Below are 16,480 nucleotides of genomic sequence, written 5' to 3'. Positions count from 1 at the left end.
ATCCAGAATCAGTCGGGCAACAACCCTGCTTGCGCCAAACGTTCCCGAATCCGGTCCAGCGCTTCCGGGTTGCCCAGTGCATCCCGGTTGTCGGCTTTCCTGGAGCCGTTGATCAGCCGGGCCACCGCGAGTTCCACTTTTTTGCCGCTACGGGTGTAGGGAATGTCCGGCACCTCGACAATGTGTTTGGGCACATGTCGGGGGCTCGCGCCTTCGCGGATTCGGGTTTTCAGGGTTTTGACCAGGTCATCGGTGACGTTCTGGCCTTCGGCCGGAACCACGAACAGCACCACTTCCACGTCGCCGTCGATCTGGCGTCCGACCACGAGGCTGTCTTTAACCGCGTCAACGGTTTCCACCTGACGGTAGATTTCGGCGGTGCCGATGCGCACGCCGCCAGGGTTGAGGGTGGCGTCGGAGCGGCCGTAGATAATGGCGCCGCCGTGTTCGGTGAATTCAATGAAGTCGCCGTGGGCCCAAACTCCGGGGAAGCTGTTGAAGTAGGCATCGCGGTAGCGTTCACCGTCCGGGTCCTGCCAGAAGCTGACGGGCATGGAGGGCAACGGCTGGCGGCAGACAAGTTCGCCCCGGCCTTCGCTGACCGGCTGGCCGTCGTCGCCGTAGGCGACCGCGTCCACGCCCAGGAAGCGGCACTGGATTTCACCTCTTCGCACCGGTAACAGTGGTGTTGATCCCACAAAGCAGCCGCAGATGTCGGTACCGCCGGCGATGGAGCCCAGCAATACGTTGGGAGCACCGTCGGTATAGATCCAGTCGTAGTCTTCCGGCAACAGCGGGGAGCCGGTAGAGAACACCACACGCAGGTGGCTCTGGTCCAGGTTTTTCGCCGGTTGCAGTTCAGCTTTGCGGCAGCCGGCGATGAAACGGGCGCTGGTGCCGTAGTGGGTGACCCGTTCTTTCGCTACGGTATCCCACAGGAAATCGAGACTCGGGTAACCCGGGGAGCCGTCGACGGTGATCACGGCGGCGCCGGTCATCAGGGCAGAGGCCTGCCAGTTCCACATCATCCAGCCGCAGGTGGTGAAATAGAGGAAGCGGTCTTCCGGGCCCACGTCGCCATGGAGCATCAACTCCTTGGCGTGGTTGACCAACAAGCCGGCGGTGCCGTGCACGATGCACTTGGGTTTGCCGGTGGTGCCGGAGGAGTAGAGGATGTACACCGGGTGATCCGGATCGACCGGGGTGAACGAGGGCGCCTGGCCTTCACCGGCCTTCAGGGCATCCTCCCAGGTGGTAACCAGTTCGCCGGGGATCGGTGCTTCATCGGGCAGTTGGGCAATGCTGACCACCACCTTCAGGGAGGGCAGGCCAGCGATCAGCTCGGCGAAGTCGGCCTGGCGCGCGAACACTTTGCCGCCATAACCGTAGCCGTTGACCACAACCAGGGCTGAGGGCTCGATCTGGCCGAAACGGTCGTTGATGGCGCCGATGCCGAAGTCCGGTGATGCGGAGCTCCAGATCGCGCCCAGGCTGGTGGCCGCCAGCATACCCACCAGGGCTTCATAGCCATTGGTGACCACACCCGCCACCCGGTCGCCCTTGGTAATGCCCTTGCTGCGCAGGAAGGCTTCCAGAGCACCGGCGTCGGCTTTCAGTTCGGCGTAGGTCTTGCGCAGTGCCGGGCGGGTTTCGCAGTAGGCCACCACCGCTTCTCTATCAGCATGGTCGCCGTCCGCCAGCCGCAGCAGGTTGGCGGCAAAATTCAGTTTCATGCCCGGGAACCATTCCGCACCCGGCATTTCCCGGTTGCCAAGCACCTGTTGGGCCGGTGTCTCGCAGACCAGGCCGCAGTAGTCCCAGACCTTCTGCCAGAAGGTGTCCAGTTCGGTGATCGACCACTGGTGCAGGGCGTGGTAATCATCAAAGGGGCCAAAGCCCTGTTGCTCCAGCCAGGCCTTGAACTGGCCCATGCGGGAACGGGTGAGGGTGTCCTGGTCCGGGGTCCAGACAACCGGTGATTGTTCTGTGTTGCTCATCCGTCTCTCCAGAAAATTACTGCATATGCCAGCCGTGGCTGACCACGATCGACTGGCCGGTCAGGGCAGCGGACGGGAAGGCTGCCAGATGCACCGCCAGTTCTGATACGTCTTCCAGGGTGGTGAACTTCCCGTCCACGGTGTTCTTGAGCATGACCTTGCTGATCACTTCTTCTTCGGAAATGCCCAGCTCTTTGGCCTGCTCCGGTATCTGCTTGTCCACCAGCGGTGTGCGTACAAAGCCGGGGCAGATAATGTTGCTGCGTACCCCATGCTCGGCACCTTCTTTCGCCACCGCCCGGCACAGGCCCAGCATGCCGTGCTTGGCGGCGACGTAGGGCGCTTTCAGGGGCGACGCTTCCACCGAGTGTACCGAGCCCATATAGAGCATAGTACCCCCACCTTGGGCGTACATCTGGCGCAGGGCCGCCCGGGTCACCAGGAAGGCACCGTCCAGGTGCACGTTCATCACCTTGCTCCAGTCGGCGTAGGCCAGCTTGTGCACCGGGTCGATGTGCTGGATACCGGCGTTGGCCAGGGCAACATCAAGCCTGCCCCATTGTTCAACAATGCTGGCCACGCCCTGGTCGACCGCCTGTTCGTCGGTGACATCCATGGCCAGGGCCAGGGCCGTGCCGCCGGCCTGTTCAATGGCAGCCACGGTGTCGGCGGCACTTTCGAGGGTCAGGTCTGCCACCGCCACCCGAGCCCCTTCACGGGCGTAATGTTCAGCAATGGCGCGGCCAATGCCCCGGCCAGCGCCGGTAATCAGGGCAACTTGATTGTGAAGACGCATGGTCACAGTCTCCTTTCAGGATTGGAATTGTTATTGGAATCCGGAGAGAGGGCCGGTCAGCCCCCTCCGTATACCTCGTTGGGCAGCCAGGTGGCCAGCGGCTCGAACCAGAACACCAGGGCCAGCGCCAGCAACTGCAGGGCAATAAACGGAAGCACGCCCAGATAGATATGCCGTGTGGTGATGCCCGGCGGGCACACGCCCTTGATATAGAACAGTGAGAAACCCACCGGTGGCGTCAGGAACGAGGTCTGCAGACAGATGGCGAACATGATGGCAAACCACACCGGCTCCACGCCCATCTTGAACAGCACCGGCGCCACCAGCGGCAGGATGATCAGGGTGATTTCCACCCAGTCCAGGAAGAAACCGAGCAGGAAGGTGATGAACAGCACCGTCAGCAGGACCCCGGTGGTACCGAAAGGCAGCCCGGTAATGGCGCTTTCAATCACCTCGTCACCACCCAGGCCACGCAGCACCGAGGCAAACACCGTGGCACCGATAAAGATGCCGAAGATGAAGGCCGAGGTGCGGCTGGTCTGGTACAGTGATTCTTTCAGGGTGGCCATGTCCAGGCGCTTGCTGACAAAGGCCATCAACATGGCGCCACCAGCACCCACGGCCGAGGCTTCTGTGGTAGTGGCAATGCCGAAGAAAATGGAGCCCAATACGGCAATGATCAGGGCCATCGGTGGCAGCACCGCCTTCAGCACATCCAGCCAGGCCCGAGCATCCAGCGGCTCCCGGTTCTTCGGCGCAGGCGCCAGGTCTTTTTTCAGGAACGACGCTATCAGAATGTACAGGATGTACATGGCCCCGAGCATGATGCCCGGAATCAGCGCCCCCATGAACAGTTTGCCAACCGAGGCATCTGAGGTACCCAGGCGATCCGCCATCAGCACCAGCATGATACTGGGTGGCACCAGGATACCCAGGGTACCCACGGAACAGGCCGTGCCCACGGCCAGGGATTTGTTGTAGTTGGCCTGCATCATCGGCCCCAGGGACAACATGCCCAGCAAGACCACGGAGGCCCCGACAATACCGGTGGAGGCGGCCAGCAGCACGCCGACAATCACCACGGTAATGGCATAACCGCCACGCAGCGGGCCAAGCACCCGCACCAGGCTGTGCATCAGTTTCTCGGCAATGCCGGAGCGGTCCAGCATGATGCCCATGAAAATGAACATCGGCAGCGCCACCATCAATTCATTGGCGACAATGCCGTAGATTCTGGCATCCAGCACCCCCATGGTGCCTTGCCAGGTAAACCAGAGCGGGGAGTCGAAATACTCCACCATCACGTGTCCGACAATGGCGAACACAAGACCAATACCCGCCAGTGACCAGGCTACCGGGAACCCCAGCAGCAGGAGCACCATGAAGCTGGCGAACATGGCGATAACAAGAATCGCTTCTACACCCATGACGTCTGCCTCGTGATTCAGGGATTGGGATGGCCGGTAGACCGGCGATCGTCTTCAGGGGGCGTTACGGCCCGGGGGAACCCGAACAGGAACGTGGCGCAACGCAGGAACCGGGAGAACAGCGCGATCATCACGAAGATCAGTCCCAGCGGCAGCATGCTTTTGAAAATGAACCGGTACGGCAGACCACTCGGGGCCTGGGAACGCTCGCTGTATGTCCAGGCTTTCCAGGCGTAGGGCACCAGCACTTCCACCATCAGGTAGATCACCGGCAGCGCAAGCAGGGCAATGCCCAGCAATTCAATGACGGCCTGGGCCCGGGGCGGGAACTTTTCTTTCAGCACGTCGACCCGCACGTGGTCGTCACGCACCACGGCGTAGCCCAGGGTCAGCATGGTGGCAGTGCCGAACAGGTGCCAGGACAGCTCTTCCAGTGCAATGGAACCCTGAGACAGCACGTATCGTGAAAACACGTTGATAAGCACCACCACCAGTACACCGATCCACAGCCAGGAAGCAAAACGGCCGACCGCCACCACCAGGCGATCCAGGCGCCAGGCCAGGGCGTTGGTGGGCAGAAAATCCTCGCCCGGTGCCGGGGACTGCTCACCCCCGGAGACATTGGTATCAGTCACAACAACCTCGAATAGTCCGGATGCAGAGAGGGAATGCAGGCGGCATCAACGCCGCCTGCCATGATCATCATCCGCTGATCAGTCGTACTGGTAGAAATCCCGGGGCAGGTAGCCCTTGGAGTGCCAGATGGAGTGATGTTCCATGAACTCACGCTGGCTGGTGAGAACGCGCTTGAACATTTCGTCCTTGGCGGCGATTTCGTCCAGCACCTCGTTGGTGACCTTCTGCAGCTCCCGCAGGACAGGCTCCGGCAGGGTCTGGGCGGTTACGCCTTCTTTCTCATAGTCACGCAGGGCGGTTGGCTGGGCCCACTCGCTCTCGGCAAACCCCTTGAGAGTGGCCGACTCACAGCCCATTTCGATGAGGGCACGGGTTTGCGGCTCCAGCTTGTCCCAGGTGTCCTTGTTGACCAGCAGGTGCGAGGTGGTCAGGGTCTGGTGCCAGCCAGGCATGATGTAGTTCTTGATGATCTGATCCAGGCCCAGCATCTTGTCGATGGCCGGCTGGGAGAACTCGGTGGCATCAATGGTCTTGCGCTCCAGGGCCTGGTAGATCTCGCCACCCGGCACCATGGTTACCGATGCGCCCAGCTTCTCCAGGACCTTGCCGCCAATGCCGGCAAAGCGGATCTTCAGGCCGTCAAAGTCGTCCATGCCCTCGATGGGCTGCGCGAACCAGCCAGCGCCTTCCGGGCCGATGATGGAACACAGCATCGGGTGGATGTTGCGCTCCGCGTAGATTTCTTCCAGCAGCTCGCGGCCATCGCCCTCGTAGTACCAGGCCAGATACGCCGGTGGCTCCATGTTGAAGGGTGCGCCGGAATACAGCGGCAACGAAGCAATGGTGCCCTGGTCATAGCCGACCCAGGTGTAACCGGCGGGGTATTTGCCACTGCCAACGGCGTCCATGATTTCGAACGGCGGCACCAGTTCGCCCGGCTCGTAATAACGCAGCTGGATATCGCCACCGGAGATATTCTTGAGATTCTCGGTAAGGTGCTTGACCGGTGTGGTCAGACCCACGAGATGGGATGGAAACGCCAGAGGAACCTGCCAGCGAACCTTCTCTGCGGCCACGGCGTCCGCACTGGCCAGACCACCGGTGATAACCGCGGCGGCGGTAATGCCATAGGTCAGTTTTGAAAGCTTATGCTTGATCGACATGAAATGGATCCTTTTTGTTGTTGTCGTACAGCCACCGGTTCTTGCCGGCGGGCTACGTCTGAAATTGATCAGACAACGCAGGAAACCATAGCTGACTTTGGGTCGGGTCCAACGAGTTTGCGCCAGCTTTGTTTTCTTACGTTGTTCTGACGTCCTGCAAACAGGCTATAGCAGACACCGTGCCACAGCCGATAATGCCTTTTATTTCATGCAGATAGATATTTTAGGCAGTTCTGGAGTCAAGGCAGCTGTCCGGCAATCCGGACACTCATCGACAATGGTCGTAGGTTATTGTACGGATAACGGGACAGCCGTCCGGAAATCAGGACAATCTGGCCAACTTCTCGTAGAGCACGGAACGGGAAATCCCCAGCAGCCGGGCGGCCTTGGTACGGTTGCCACGGCAGGTCACCAGGGCCTCTTCAATGGCCTGGGCTTCGGCCTCAGCTACAATGCGGGCCAGCGGGCGCACAGAGCGGGCGGGAACCGGAGAGACCAGACGCTGGCCAGCACGGGGTAACACTTTGAAGATAGCATCGGCATCCAGCAGTTCACCGTCTTCGCTCATGGTCAGGGCCCGCTCCAGCACGTTGCGCAATTCCCGGATGTTGCCCGGCCAGTCGTAACTACCCAGGGCCGCGACGCCGGCATCGGTAATCTCGCCACGCATGTCCTGGCCCTCGCAGATTTCACCCAGCAGGGCTTCGCACAGCACACCCAGATCTGCCAATCGGTCCCGCAGAGGCGGGATATTGATCTCCAGCACATTCAGCCGGTAGTAAAGATCCGAGCGGAAGCTGCCTTCGGCAATCATGGCCTCCAGGTTGCGACTGGTGGCCGCAATCACTCTCACATCCACCGTCGTCACCGTGTTCGAACCCAGGGCCTCGATCTCGCCCTCCTGCAATGCCCGCAACAGCTTGGCCTGCAGGGGCAGCGGCATATCCCCCACCTCATCCAGAAACAGCGTACCGCCGTTGGCCAGTTGGAACTTGCCCTCCCGGGTACGACGGTCGGCACCGGTGTAGGCACCCGGGGCGACACCGAAGAACTCCGCCTCCAGCAGGTTTTCCGGCACCGCCGCCACGTTCACACCAACAAAGGGCTTATCTGCCCTGGGAGACACCGCATGGATAGCCTGGGCCAGCACCTCTTTGCCAGTGCCGGTCTCCCCCAGCAGCAGCACCGGCATATCCCGGCCTGCCGCCAGTCGCGCCCGGCGCTTCACCTCAAGGGCCGCCGGACTGCCACCGACAAAATCGCCCAGACTGTAGCGGGTGCCCCGGCTTTTCTTCGCCAATGCCTTGCGGGCCGCTGCCAGATCCCGGTGCAGGCGCCGGTATTTGGACACCAGCGGTGTCAGCGGTTGCAGATCATCATAGAGCACGAAGGCCACGGCACCGACAATGCCGCCCTGGTCGTCGTAATACGGCAGGCGTGTGACCACCAGTTGCTGCTTGTTGTGTTCCATGATGTCCAACAGCAGGGGCTTCCCGGTTTCCACCACCTCAGGCATCCGGGTCTGCGGAATCACCTTGCGCACCGGTTTGCCAATGGCGTGGGAAGGGTCCACCAGGCCCAGCAGCTGGGAATAGCTGCTGTTGATCCAGGTGATGTTGGTCTCACGGTCAACAGCGATGGCACCGGCACTGGCCTCCTCAAACATCGGGAACAGGGCTTCGATCAGGTCACGGGTCAGGCCGCTCTTGTTCTTGTTGGTAAACAACTCGCTCATAGTCCGCGTGCTCACGGGTGGGGATGGTTTCATGGGCAATCCTTGGGCGTCCGGATTTCCGGACGCCGTCACGGGAGTATAGGAAGCCCCCGGTGCGGGGGCAAACCTCCAAAGGTGGCATTTCAACCGTCGGTAATCAGTCCGGGATCTGCAACTGGTTACCGGTGAAGACAATCCGGTCCGCTTCCGCCGGTTCGGATTGAATGGGCGGCAGGTTCGCCAGGGTCAGGGGCGTGGTCAGGCTGCCCCGGGGCACCGTGCGCACCACCTGACTAGGCGGCAGCGGCTGCTTCTCGACGAGATGGGCCCACACCAGATCCAGTGCCTGGAAGTAGTAGTGATGCAACGGCACATAGCGGTCACCGATGCCCGGAAAGCCGTTGAGCACGTCCAGGTGATGGGCGTTGAGTATTTCGTAATAGCGCAGGTTGCTGTGGAGGCCTTCCACTGTCTGGTTCAGGCCGACATAGGGCCGGGAGGTGTGGTTGATGGGCAGGATGGCATCGGCCCGCCCGGTGACAAACACCGTCGGCTTGCGCTGCAGGTCTCCGCTGGCCCGCACCGCTGAAATGCCACGGCTAATGGCTTCATGCAGCTCGGCCCGATCGCCCTCGAGGGGCTCGCCGGTCACCACATCCCTGCCTTCGGCAAGACTTCTCAGGCACAGCAGGGCGTCCAGACCGTAATCCACCTGGCTGGAACTGGGCGAAGCGCTAACGGCGAGGTTCGTGGGCTGGCCCTCGGCGTTGTCGTAGACCAGATTCACACCGGCGGAGGGCGGAATGCCGTTACTCGCTGCAAACAGCGACGCCTCGGCCGCAGGCGCCAGTGGCACCACCGCACCGGCACTGCCGGTCGCTGCGAGGCTCAGGCCACACACCCGGTCTTCAACACCCGCGCGGCCGTAAGCATTGGCGTAGGTCATGGCAATGCTCTGGGCGACCGCCAGGCCAAAATGCACTGGCGCCAGCAGGTTCTGCTCCGGCTGCACGCCGAAGTCCTCGTTCAGGATCCGTTGCGCATCGAGGGCCCAGTCATCCTTGGTTGCGCCAGACACCAGCCCCTTGTTGAACAAGGAGTGGCAGATGTTCTGGCCAGTCGCCGGCGGGTTGAACATGCCGTTCAGGGGGGCAAGATCGCGGATGCCGGGGGCCTGGTTGGCACAACCCTGGTACACCGCCAGCGCGGTGGTGTAATCCAGCAGGCTGCGGCTGTGTTCCGTCAGTGCAGGGCCATTGCCCTGACGAATGCTGAAACTCCGGTCCACAGCCGGATTCACATTGGGCTCAGACACCGCCACACCATCAATCAGGCCTTTCTCGTCCTGTTCCGCCGCCCGCACCGAGGCTCCACCGCCGTTGGAAACACTGGAGGCAATCACCAGGGTGTTCCTCGGGTTGATGGTCCGGAGAATTTCACCATTACCCAGTTCCCGGCCATGGAGTGTGTTCAGCACATAGAAGCCGAACTCAATGGATTGCAACACATGCCGGCCCCAGTCTGCCTCCGGGTTCTGTTTGGAATGGGCGTGTTTCCAGGCGAAGCGATCCGGCCACTGGCTATTGAAATCATCCCGGCTCTGGGCGTCCAGATCCGCCCGGAACAAGGCTTCTTCAGGTTCTAGGGTGAGTGTTCCGTTCACGGACTGGGCGGTGTTTGTGGCGAGGTTATGGGCACCGGTACCGGTGCCCTTATCGGTATAAACCACTGCGCAGCCCTTTTTCAGGCCCCACTCCCCGGCGGTGCCAATGGCGCCGTAGATCCCGCGGGAACCCGAGGAGGGCGCGGTTACGATGCACGGAAAATCCGGATCAAAGCTGTCGGGCACCTGGGCCATTACCGTCACCGGCACAGTGGCGCCCGGCACCTGCATCAGCGCAATGAATTCCTGGCCCGGAATTCGGCCACTGGCGTTATCCACGGCCGGACCAAACAGGCTGCCATAGCCTCCGCCGGGTGCAGTATCCACCAGTGCCCGGTAATTGTTGTAGATGGCCAGCCGGCGCAACTCCGCCGGTGTCGGATTCAGGGCATCGACAAACGCCGGTGGTGTGGCACTGGCCAGACCCTCCGGCCCCAGGCCTGCGGTAAGAAGATCATCGGTATTGCCATCGTAATCGAACTGCTGGACATCACTCACCAGGAAATCAGGCAAGGAGTTGAACACCTCGTCCTTCTTGCAGGCAGTAAGCGTCACCGTGGCAGCACCTATCAGGGTGCAGAGCATCATTCGTTTCATGGTCGGTCCTTGTTTGTTGTTGTTGAATCGGCCCCATGGGCGCCACGGCCCATGCGGATCCTGTGCCAACCGGACAAGACCATGAATATATTTAGAAAAATGAAAAATTACTGGCACTTGAGAGGGGGCTATTCCGGAATTCCGGACAGCAATTGCGCATGCAATGGCATGGCAGGCGGGCAGGACCGCCGCTGGCCGCAGACTGTCCGGCAGACCGAACACTGTCTGAAAAACCAGACAACGGACAGTGAAACTAGCCTATTCGAACAAAGGGCAGCAAGCTGATTGCCGCAATTGCAGCGATGGCCAGGCAGGCCGCCAGAGTCCGCAGCGGATAGCGTCGAAACATGGAGCCGATACCACCGATTTCGCCGCGGGCCAGGCCTTGCTCATAGGCCTGGCGCTGCCTCTCGAAACGCTGACGCTGATACTCATCCAGCAACGCCTTGGCTCGCTCCGCCTCCTCCGCATCGTGAACCCAGAAGCCGCCCATGCTGATGCCCCAGCGGCTGGGCGGGGTCTCGTAGTAACGCACCCCATGGTCCTCAAACAAAGCCCGGATCTCCTCGGCCTCGTCATCAGGTACATGGCGCAGATTCATCAGGTGATGGGGCATGGCGCGTCCATTGGCTGGTATCAGGATCGTAATTGCCTATATGCTAACAGCAAAGCACCCACGACCGAACTTGCATCAGGACACTGCATGAGCCCGAACCCCCTTCGTCTGCTGCTGGATTTTGACGACCGCATCCAGCGGGACAGGGATCAGCCCCCCGCCTTTCTCCACCGCCGGGACCGGCGCTTTGCTCTGGACTGCGAGCAGCAGGGAATAAAGCCCAGCCCTTCGCGCTGGCTGGCGCACATGGATCGACTGTCCGGCCCCGGCGGCGCCGTGACGGCTGGCCGTCGGGAACTGAAACTCTGGCGCCGGGCAACCAGCGGCTTCACAGGTGCCGGCTGCCTGATGGGCATCGTGACCATGCTGGGTCTACTGTTCTATGACGGCGGCCAGCGCATCAACATCACCGTGATTCTGGCCTTTGTGCTGTTCCAGCTGCTGCTGGCACTGGCCACCACGGTACAGGCCATAGTCGGCTGGCAACCCTGGCGCTGGTTGCTGAAACGGCTGCACCTGGACCACGCCAGCCCGACCCGGGCCCGGCTCCAGCCACTACTGATGGCGCGGGCGGCCCACGCCGGCGGCGTTGCTTTTGGTCTTGCCGGCCTGGCCACGCTGCTGATCATGGTGGTGGTCCAGGACCTGGCCTTTGGCTGGAGCACCACTCTGGATACCGCCGCTTCAGGCTACCACCATCTGGTCAGCGCCCTGGCGGCGCCCTGGTCCTGGCTGTGGCCTTCCGCGGTGCCGTCTCTGGAGCTGGTGGAGGCAACCCGATTCTTTCGCGCCGCTCCCGTCACAACCGGAGTCGAGCCTTCACGCTGGGGCCTGTGGTGGCCCTTCGTGGTCATGTTATGGCTGACCTGGACGGTGATACCGCGTGTGCTGCTGCTGATTCTCAGCCAAAGCCTGCTGCGCCGCCGTGCCACTCGGCTGATGGCGGGCCATCCCGGCATGAAGGCCCTGTTATACCGGATGGAAACCGCCACCCTGGATACCGGCAGCAGCCACAACGATGCCTCCGACCTGCCAGACACCCGCACCCGGGCCCAGCCAGACCAACTGCCGGACACCCCGCTGATGATCTGCTGGGCCGGTGCCGGCGAACCGGAGTTGCCCCAACGCCTGCAGGCACCGGATTGCCGAATTTTCCGGGCCGGAGGCCGGGCCAGTCTGGCCCAGGATGAAGACGTACTGGCACAAGTAAGCGTCCATCTGGCCGGCCAGGAACATCCGGCAGTCATTGTCGTCACCCGCAGTTGGGAGCCGCCCACCGGCGAGCTGCACGATTTTCTGGAGACCGCCCGGGAGCGCTGGCCCTCGAATAGCCGGGTAACCCTGCTTCCGCTGGCAAGCGATCCGAACCAGCCACCGCAGGCCCACCTGGTTCAGCCCTGGCTTCGGTTTACCGAACGCCTGGCTCCGGGCTTTGCCTCGGTGGCCTTGCCACCTGTCGACGAGCCCAACCCCTATCTGACCGGGAGCGCACAACCATGACCAATGCTCCGGTATTCGCCGTGGTCGGCCACCCGAACAAGGGCAAATCCAGTGTCGTCGCCACCCTGTCCCAGAACGACGCTATCGCCATTGCCCTGGAACCCGGTACCACCCGGGCCCGGCAGGATTATCCACTGAGCGTTGATGGCCAGAAACTCTATACCCTGGTGGACACCCCCGGTTTCCAGCGCCCACGGCGGGTATTACAGTGGCTGGAAGCCCACAGCATTTCCGCCTCGGATCACCCGGAAACCGTGCGGGCTTTTGTGCTCCAGCACCGGGGCGACGACCGGTTTGTCGATGAATGTGAGTTGCTGGCACCGATCGTGGAAGGCGCCGGGATCATCTACGTGGTGGATGGCTCGGTGCCCTACAGTGCCGAGCACGAGGCGGAGATGACCATTCTGCGCTGGACCGGGCGTCCGAGCCTGGCGCTGATCAACAGTATCGGTGAGGATGATTACAGCGACACCTGGCAGGCTGCACTGGGCCAGTTCTTTCAGGTTGTCCGCAAGTTCGACGCTGTTCGCGCCCCGTTTGAGCAACATCTGAGCCTGTTACGGGCTTTCGGCCAGCTGGAGCCCGACTGGGAGGCGCCGCTGGAACGGGCCACCCGGTTCCTGTCCGAACAGCGCCGCCAGCGTCGGCGCCAGGCGGCAGGCCTGGTTGCCCGAGCCCTGGAAGACCTGATGTCCTACCAGGAACGACGCACACTGACGCTCAACCAGATCGCCGAAACCAGCGATGCCAGCCTCGCCGAGACCCTGCGGGATCGCTGGTACCGGCACCAACGCCAGCGGGAACAGACCCTCAGGATCGACATCGAGCACCTGTACCAGCATCAGCGCATCCGGCGCCAGGAAGCGGAACTGCAATGGCACAGCCAGCACGATCTGTTTTCCGAGGACACCCGCAAACACTGGGCGGTCAGCAAGCGCTATCTGGCCACCGCGGGCTTTGGCGCCGGAGCAGTGAGTGGTGCCGGCATTGATGCCGTAACATTTGGCTCGTCGCTGGGCACTGGCGCCCTGCTCGGGGGGCTGATTGGCGCTGCCGGCAGTTACTTCTATGGCGATCGCCTGGTTTTGCCGGCACTGAGCATCGGGCCCATGAAGGACGGGCTGAAAACCGCCAGCTTCGGGCCTGTACAGGACAGCCAGTTCGGCTATGTTGTGTTAGGGCGGGCGGTGGATCACTGGTGGCATATCAGCCAGCGAAACCACGCCGGGCGGGATTTGCTGGAACTGGAACCGGCCGACCATCACTGGCTGGAACAGCTCGACAAAGCCAGCCGGCGGGAAATCCAGAAAGCCTTCGAACGGTGCCGGAAACAGCGGTCTCTGGCCCATCAGCAGAGGGAACAATTTGCCGCCGCCATCGAGCAGGCCATGGCGGCATACGACGACTGGCGGTTGAATCGAGCCTGAGCCGCATGTTTATACTGTATGGCTATTCCATCACAAAATGAGGAATGCGAATGAAAATCGTACGAGTGCAAGACATTATCGGTACCGAGCGTGAAGTTCACGGCCCGGGCTGGACCAGCCGTCGCATGCTGCTGAAGAAAGATGGCATGGGTTTCTCCTTCCACGAGACCATCATCCCTGCCGGCGCCGAGTTGAATCTCTGGTACAAGCACCATCTGGAAGCGGTCTATTGCGTCGCCGGTAATGGCAAGATTCTGGACAAAGCCACCGGTGAAGTACACGAGATTACCGACGGCACCCTGTATGCACTCGACAAGCACGATCAGCATACGCTCTACGGCGGTACTGAAGACATGCGCCTGATCTGCGCCTTCAACCCGCCCGTAACCGGCCGGGAAGTGCACGACGAAGACGGTGCTTACCTGCCGGATACCAGCGAAGACTGATTCGCTCCGCCGTGGCATTTCAAACCGCCGCGACCACACCGCCACCGCCAGCCAGATTGCTGCCGGTGGCGGTGTTGCTTTGGCTGGCCGGTGTTTACCTGCGCATACCCGTGCTGGTGGCCCCGCCGTTGGCACCCTTCATTGGCGATGAGCTGGCCCTGACCCAGGCACTGACCGGCGCCCTGACCACACTGCCCATCCTGATGCTGGCCATTGGCGCCATGCCTGGTTCGCTGGCCATCTCCCGCATTGGCCCGAGGAACACCCTGGCGCTGGCCATGGTGATCATGGTGATCGGCTCAGCCGGCCGTGGTCTGGTACCGGACACCTTCACCCTGATGATAGCCAGCGCCGTCATGGGCCTGGGTGTGGCGATGATGCAACCAGCCCTGCCAGCCCTGCTGCCGCGCTGGCTGGAACCCCACCACATTGCCATGGGCTCTGCCATCTACATGAACGGCATGCTGATGGGCGAATTCATCGGTGCCGGTATTACCCTGCCGGTTCTCATGCCTTTGCTGGACAACAGCTGGCGCGCCACCATGCTGGCCTGGTCGCTGCCGGCACTGCTGGTGGCCGCCGCCCTGTTTCTGCCCAAACGGGACCTGGCCCGGCCCGCACGCAAAGCCGCCTGGCTGCCCGACTGGAAAAACCCGCTCACCTTGCGCCTGGGCCTGCTGCTGGGGCTTTCCGGCTCCATGTTCTTCGGCCTCAACGCCTACATGGGTAACCTGCTGGAACAACAGGGGCGTATCGGCCTGCTGTCCGAGGCCCTGTTCTGGTACAACATCGCCCAGGTCTTTGCCTCGCTGGTGATGCTGAAAATGGCACGGGCCTGGGTCGGCCGCCGTACCTTCATTGTCGTCATGGCGGTTCTCAGCATTGCCGGCACCGCCGGCACTCTGGTGCTCGAAGGCTGGTGGTTCATTGCCAGCGCCACGCTGATGAGCTTCGTGGCCGGCATTCTGCTGATCCTGTTGGTGGCGCTGCCGCCTTTGCTGGTGAACTCCGCCGAAACCGGACGGCTGTCTGCCGGCACCTTCCTGGTGGGCTATACCATGGCCTTCTCGGTACCCATGCTCGGCGGCCTGCTCGCCGACTGGACTGGCGACACCCGTCATGCCGTGATGGCCATGGTGGCCTACAGCCTGCTGGTATTACCCCTGGCTTTCACTCTGGACCTGAAACGAAAAAAGGATCAGCCCGCAAGCTGATCCTTTCTGAGATACCTCACTGACCTTCGGTCAGATATAGTAATCCTTCAACGGAGGAAAGCCGTTGAATTCAATGGCACTGTAGGTGGTGGTATAGGCCCCGGTCGACAGCCAGTACATCCGGTCTCCGATCGCCAGATTCAGCGGCAGCGGGTACTTGTGATGCTCGTACATGATATCGGCACTGTCACAGGTCGGCCCGGCGATCACACAATCCTCACCTTCACCGCTCTTCTCGGTCCAGATCGGAAACTTGATGGACTCGTCCAGGGTCTCGATCAGCCCGGAAAACTTGCCGACATCGGTAAACACCCAGCGGTGCAGGGCGGTACGGGATTTTCGTGAAATCAGCACCACCTCGCTCACCAACACACCGGCATTGGAAATCAGCGACCGGCCCGGCTCGATGATGATCTCGGGCAGGTCGTCACCAAAGTCCTCGTGCAGGAAACGGGCAATCTCCTCCGCATACACCCCAAGCTCATTGGTCCGGGTAATGTAGTTGGCCGGGAAACCACCGCCCATGTTGATCATCTTCAGCTCGATGCCGTCTTCTTCCTTAAGGCGCTCGAAAATCACCTTTACCTTGTTCAGGGCGGCGTCCCAGGCACCGATTTCGCGCTGCTGGGAACCGACGTGAAACGACACACCGTAAGGCACCAGGCCAAGATCACGAGCCAGGATCAGCAGATCCATGGCCATATCGGTCTGGCAGCCAAACTTGCGGGACAACGGCCAGTCGGCGGTCAGGGTGCCTTCAGTCAGAATACGCACATACACTTTTGAGCCCGGGGCAGCCTTGGCAATGTTGCGCAGGTCTGCCTCGGAATCCGTGGCATACAGGCGCACACCCTTTTCGTAAAAGGTGCGAATGTCTTTCGCCTTCTTGATGGTGTTGCCGTAACTGATGCGGTCGCCGGTCACACCCAGGGCCATCACCTTGTCCAGTTCATACACCGAAGCGATATCAAAATTCGCGCCTTTGTCCCGCAGCATGGTCAGAATCTGCGGGGCCGGGTTGGCTTTCACCGCATAATAGACCTTGGCGTAAGGAAACCCTTCCACCAGCTCTTCATACTGACGGTCAATGGTCTGGGTGTCGATCACCACAAACGGGGTTTCCTTGCCGTCGGCAAAGTCCTTGATCCGCTTGAAAGTCTCGGCACTGTAGTAGTCGGCGATATCGGCGTTAGGCGTCTGGATCATGGGTGGTGTGTCCCTCCACAGGGTAAACGGGCATAAAAAAAGGGTAGCACAGACTGGCTGTATTACCCGTGAATGGCG

At 61.5% G+C, this 16,480-nt stretch carries 13 protein-coding genes; 4 read left to right on the top strand and 9 right to left on the bottom strand.

The window, feature by feature from the left end:
* Positions 1–8 precede the first annotated feature (8 nt).
* The 8 genes from QPL98_RS08380 to QPL98_RS08345 form a co-directional block, all read right to left on the bottom strand.
* On the bottom strand, positions 9–1,997 hold the full coding sequence (locus tag QPL98_RS08380) for an acetoacetate--CoA ligase (RefSeq protein ID WP_199452048.1): 1,989 nt from the start codon (positions 1,995–1,997) through the stop codon (positions 9–11).
* A gap of 16 nt (positions 1,998–2,013) precedes the next feature.
* Positions 2,014–2,793, bottom strand: coding sequence for a 3-hydroxybutyrate dehydrogenase (locus QPL98_RS08375; protein ID WP_199452049.1), 780 nt, complete (start codon positions 2,791–2,793; stop codon positions 2,014–2,016).
* Positions 2,794–2,849: 56 nt separating this feature from the next.
* Positions 2,850–4,220, bottom strand: a complete 1,371-nt coding sequence (locus tag QPL98_RS08370) for a TRAP transporter large permease subunit (RefSeq protein WP_022991812.1) — start codon at positions 4,218–4,220, stop codon at positions 2,850–2,852.
* Between the two features lie 17 nt (positions 4,221–4,237).
* Positions 4,238–4,855 carry a TRAP transporter small permease subunit gene (locus QPL98_RS08365; RefSeq protein WP_014420064.1) on the bottom strand — a complete coding sequence of 206 codons (618 nt, stop codon included), beginning with the start codon at positions 4,853–4,855 and terminating at the stop codon, positions 4,238–4,240.
* Positions 4,856–4,933: 78 nt separating this feature from the next.
* Complete coding sequence (locus QPL98_RS08360; RefSeq protein WP_014420063.1) at positions 4,934–6,019, bottom strand: TRAP transporter substrate-binding protein; 1,086 nt, start codon at positions 6,017–6,019, stop codon at positions 4,934–4,936.
* 322 nt (positions 6,020–6,341) lie between these two features.
* Positions 6,342–7,754, bottom strand: a complete 1,413-nt coding sequence (locus QPL98_RS08355) for a sigma-54-dependent Fis family transcriptional regulator (RefSeq protein ID WP_199452087.1) — start codon at positions 7,752–7,754, stop codon at positions 6,342–6,344.
* A gap of 136 nt (positions 7,755–7,890) precedes the next feature.
* A complete protein-coding gene (locus QPL98_RS08350) occupies positions 7,891–9,993 on the bottom strand; it encodes a 3-hydroxybutyrate oligomer hydrolase family protein (protein WP_303293078.1) in 2,103 nt (700 codons plus the stop codon).
* Between the two features lie 253 nt (positions 9,994–10,246).
* Positions 10,247–10,609, bottom strand: coding sequence for a DUF6164 family protein (locus tag QPL98_RS08345; protein WP_141066730.1), 363 nt, complete (start codon positions 10,607–10,609; stop codon positions 10,247–10,249).
* A gap of 87 nt (positions 10,610–10,696) precedes the next feature.
* Between QPL98_RS08345 and QPL98_RS08340 the strand changes: the two genes are divergently transcribed.
* Genes QPL98_RS08340 through QPL98_RS08325 form a run of 4 tightly spaced genes read left to right on the top strand, consistent with a single transcriptional unit; the run spans position 10,697 to position 15,196 of the window.
* Positions 10,697–12,109, top strand: coding sequence for a DUF2868 domain-containing protein (locus tag QPL98_RS08340; protein ID WP_141066729.1), 1,413 nt, complete (start codon positions 10,697–10,699; stop codon positions 12,107–12,109).
* Positions 12,106–13,536 carry a GTPase/DUF3482 domain-containing protein gene (locus tag QPL98_RS08335; protein WP_303293077.1) on the top strand — a complete coding sequence of 477 codons (1,431 nt, stop codon included), beginning with the start codon at positions 12,106–12,108 and terminating at the stop codon, positions 13,534–13,536. Before QPL98_RS08340 ends, QPL98_RS08335 begins: the two co-directional genes overlap by 4 nt.
* Positions 13,537–13,586: 50 nt before the next feature.
* Positions 13,587–13,982, top strand: a complete 396-nt coding sequence (locus tag QPL98_RS08330; RefSeq protein WP_114434665.1) for an ectoine synthase — start codon at positions 13,587–13,589, stop codon at positions 13,980–13,982.
* Between the two features lie 11 nt (positions 13,983–13,993).
* On the top strand, positions 13,994–15,196 hold the full coding sequence (locus QPL98_RS08325; RefSeq protein ID WP_199452054.1) for a CynX/NimT family MFS transporter: 1,203 nt from the start codon (positions 13,994–13,996) through the stop codon (positions 15,194–15,196).
* Positions 15,197–15,226: 30 nt separating this feature from the next.
* Here QPL98_RS08325 and QPL98_RS08320 read toward each other — a convergent pair whose 3' ends face one another.
* A complete protein-coding gene (locus QPL98_RS08320) occupies positions 15,227–16,402 on the bottom strand; it encodes a type III PLP-dependent enzyme (protein ID WP_023008100.1) in 1,176 nt (391 codons plus the stop codon).
* Positions 16,403–16,480 lie beyond the last annotated feature (78 nt).

Source organism: Marinobacter sp. ST-43 (assembly GCF_030541085.1).
GTDB classification, from domain to species: Bacteria; Pseudomonadota; Gammaproteobacteria; order Pseudomonadales; family Oleiphilaceae; genus Marinobacter; species Marinobacter nauticus.
Note: the sequence above shows the minus strand (reverse complement) of the source record. Positions and strands in the feature narration are given on the sequence as shown.

Excerpts from the sequence above, each read along its gene's own strand:
- QPL98_RS08380 (WP_199452048.1), bottom strand. The coding sequence starts at position 1,997 with ATGAGCAACACAGAACAATCACCGGTTGTCTGGACCCCGGACCAGGAC.
- QPL98_RS08375 (WP_199452049.1), bottom strand. The coding sequence starts at position 2,793 with ATGCGTCTTCACAATCAAGTTGCCCTGATTACCGGCGCTGGCCGGGGC.
- QPL98_RS08370 (WP_022991812.1), bottom strand. The coding sequence starts at position 4,220 with ATGGGTGTAGAAGCGATTCTTGTTATCGCCATGTTCGCCAGCTTCATG.
- QPL98_RS08360 (WP_014420063.1), bottom strand. The coding sequence starts at position 6,019 with ATGTCGATCAAGCATAAGCTTTCAAAACTGACCTATGGCATTACCGCC.
- QPL98_RS08355 (WP_199452087.1), bottom strand. The coding sequence starts at position 7,754 with ATGAGCGAGTTGTTTACCAACAAGAACAAGAGCGGCCTGACCCGTGAC.
- QPL98_RS08350 (WP_303293078.1), bottom strand. The coding sequence starts at position 9,993 with ATGAAACGAATGATGCTCTGCACCCTGATAGGTGCTGCCACGGTGACG.
- QPL98_RS08345 (WP_141066730.1), bottom strand. The coding sequence starts at position 10,609 with ATGCCCCATCACCTGATGAATCTGCGCCATGTACCTGATGACGAGGCC.
- QPL98_RS08340 (WP_141066729.1), top strand. The coding sequence starts at position 10,697 with ATGAGCCCGAACCCCCTTCGTCTGCTGCTGGATTTTGACGACCGCATC.
- QPL98_RS08335 (WP_303293077.1), top strand. The coding sequence starts at position 12,106 with ATGACCAATGCTCCGGTATTCGCCGTGGTCGGCCACCCGAACAAGGGC.
- QPL98_RS08330 (WP_114434665.1), top strand. The coding sequence starts at position 13,587 with ATGAAAATCGTACGAGTGCAAGACATTATCGGTACCGAGCGTGAAGTT.
- QPL98_RS08320 (WP_023008100.1), bottom strand. The coding sequence starts at position 16,402 with ATGATCCAGACGCCTAACGCCGATATCGCCGACTACTACAGTGCCGAG.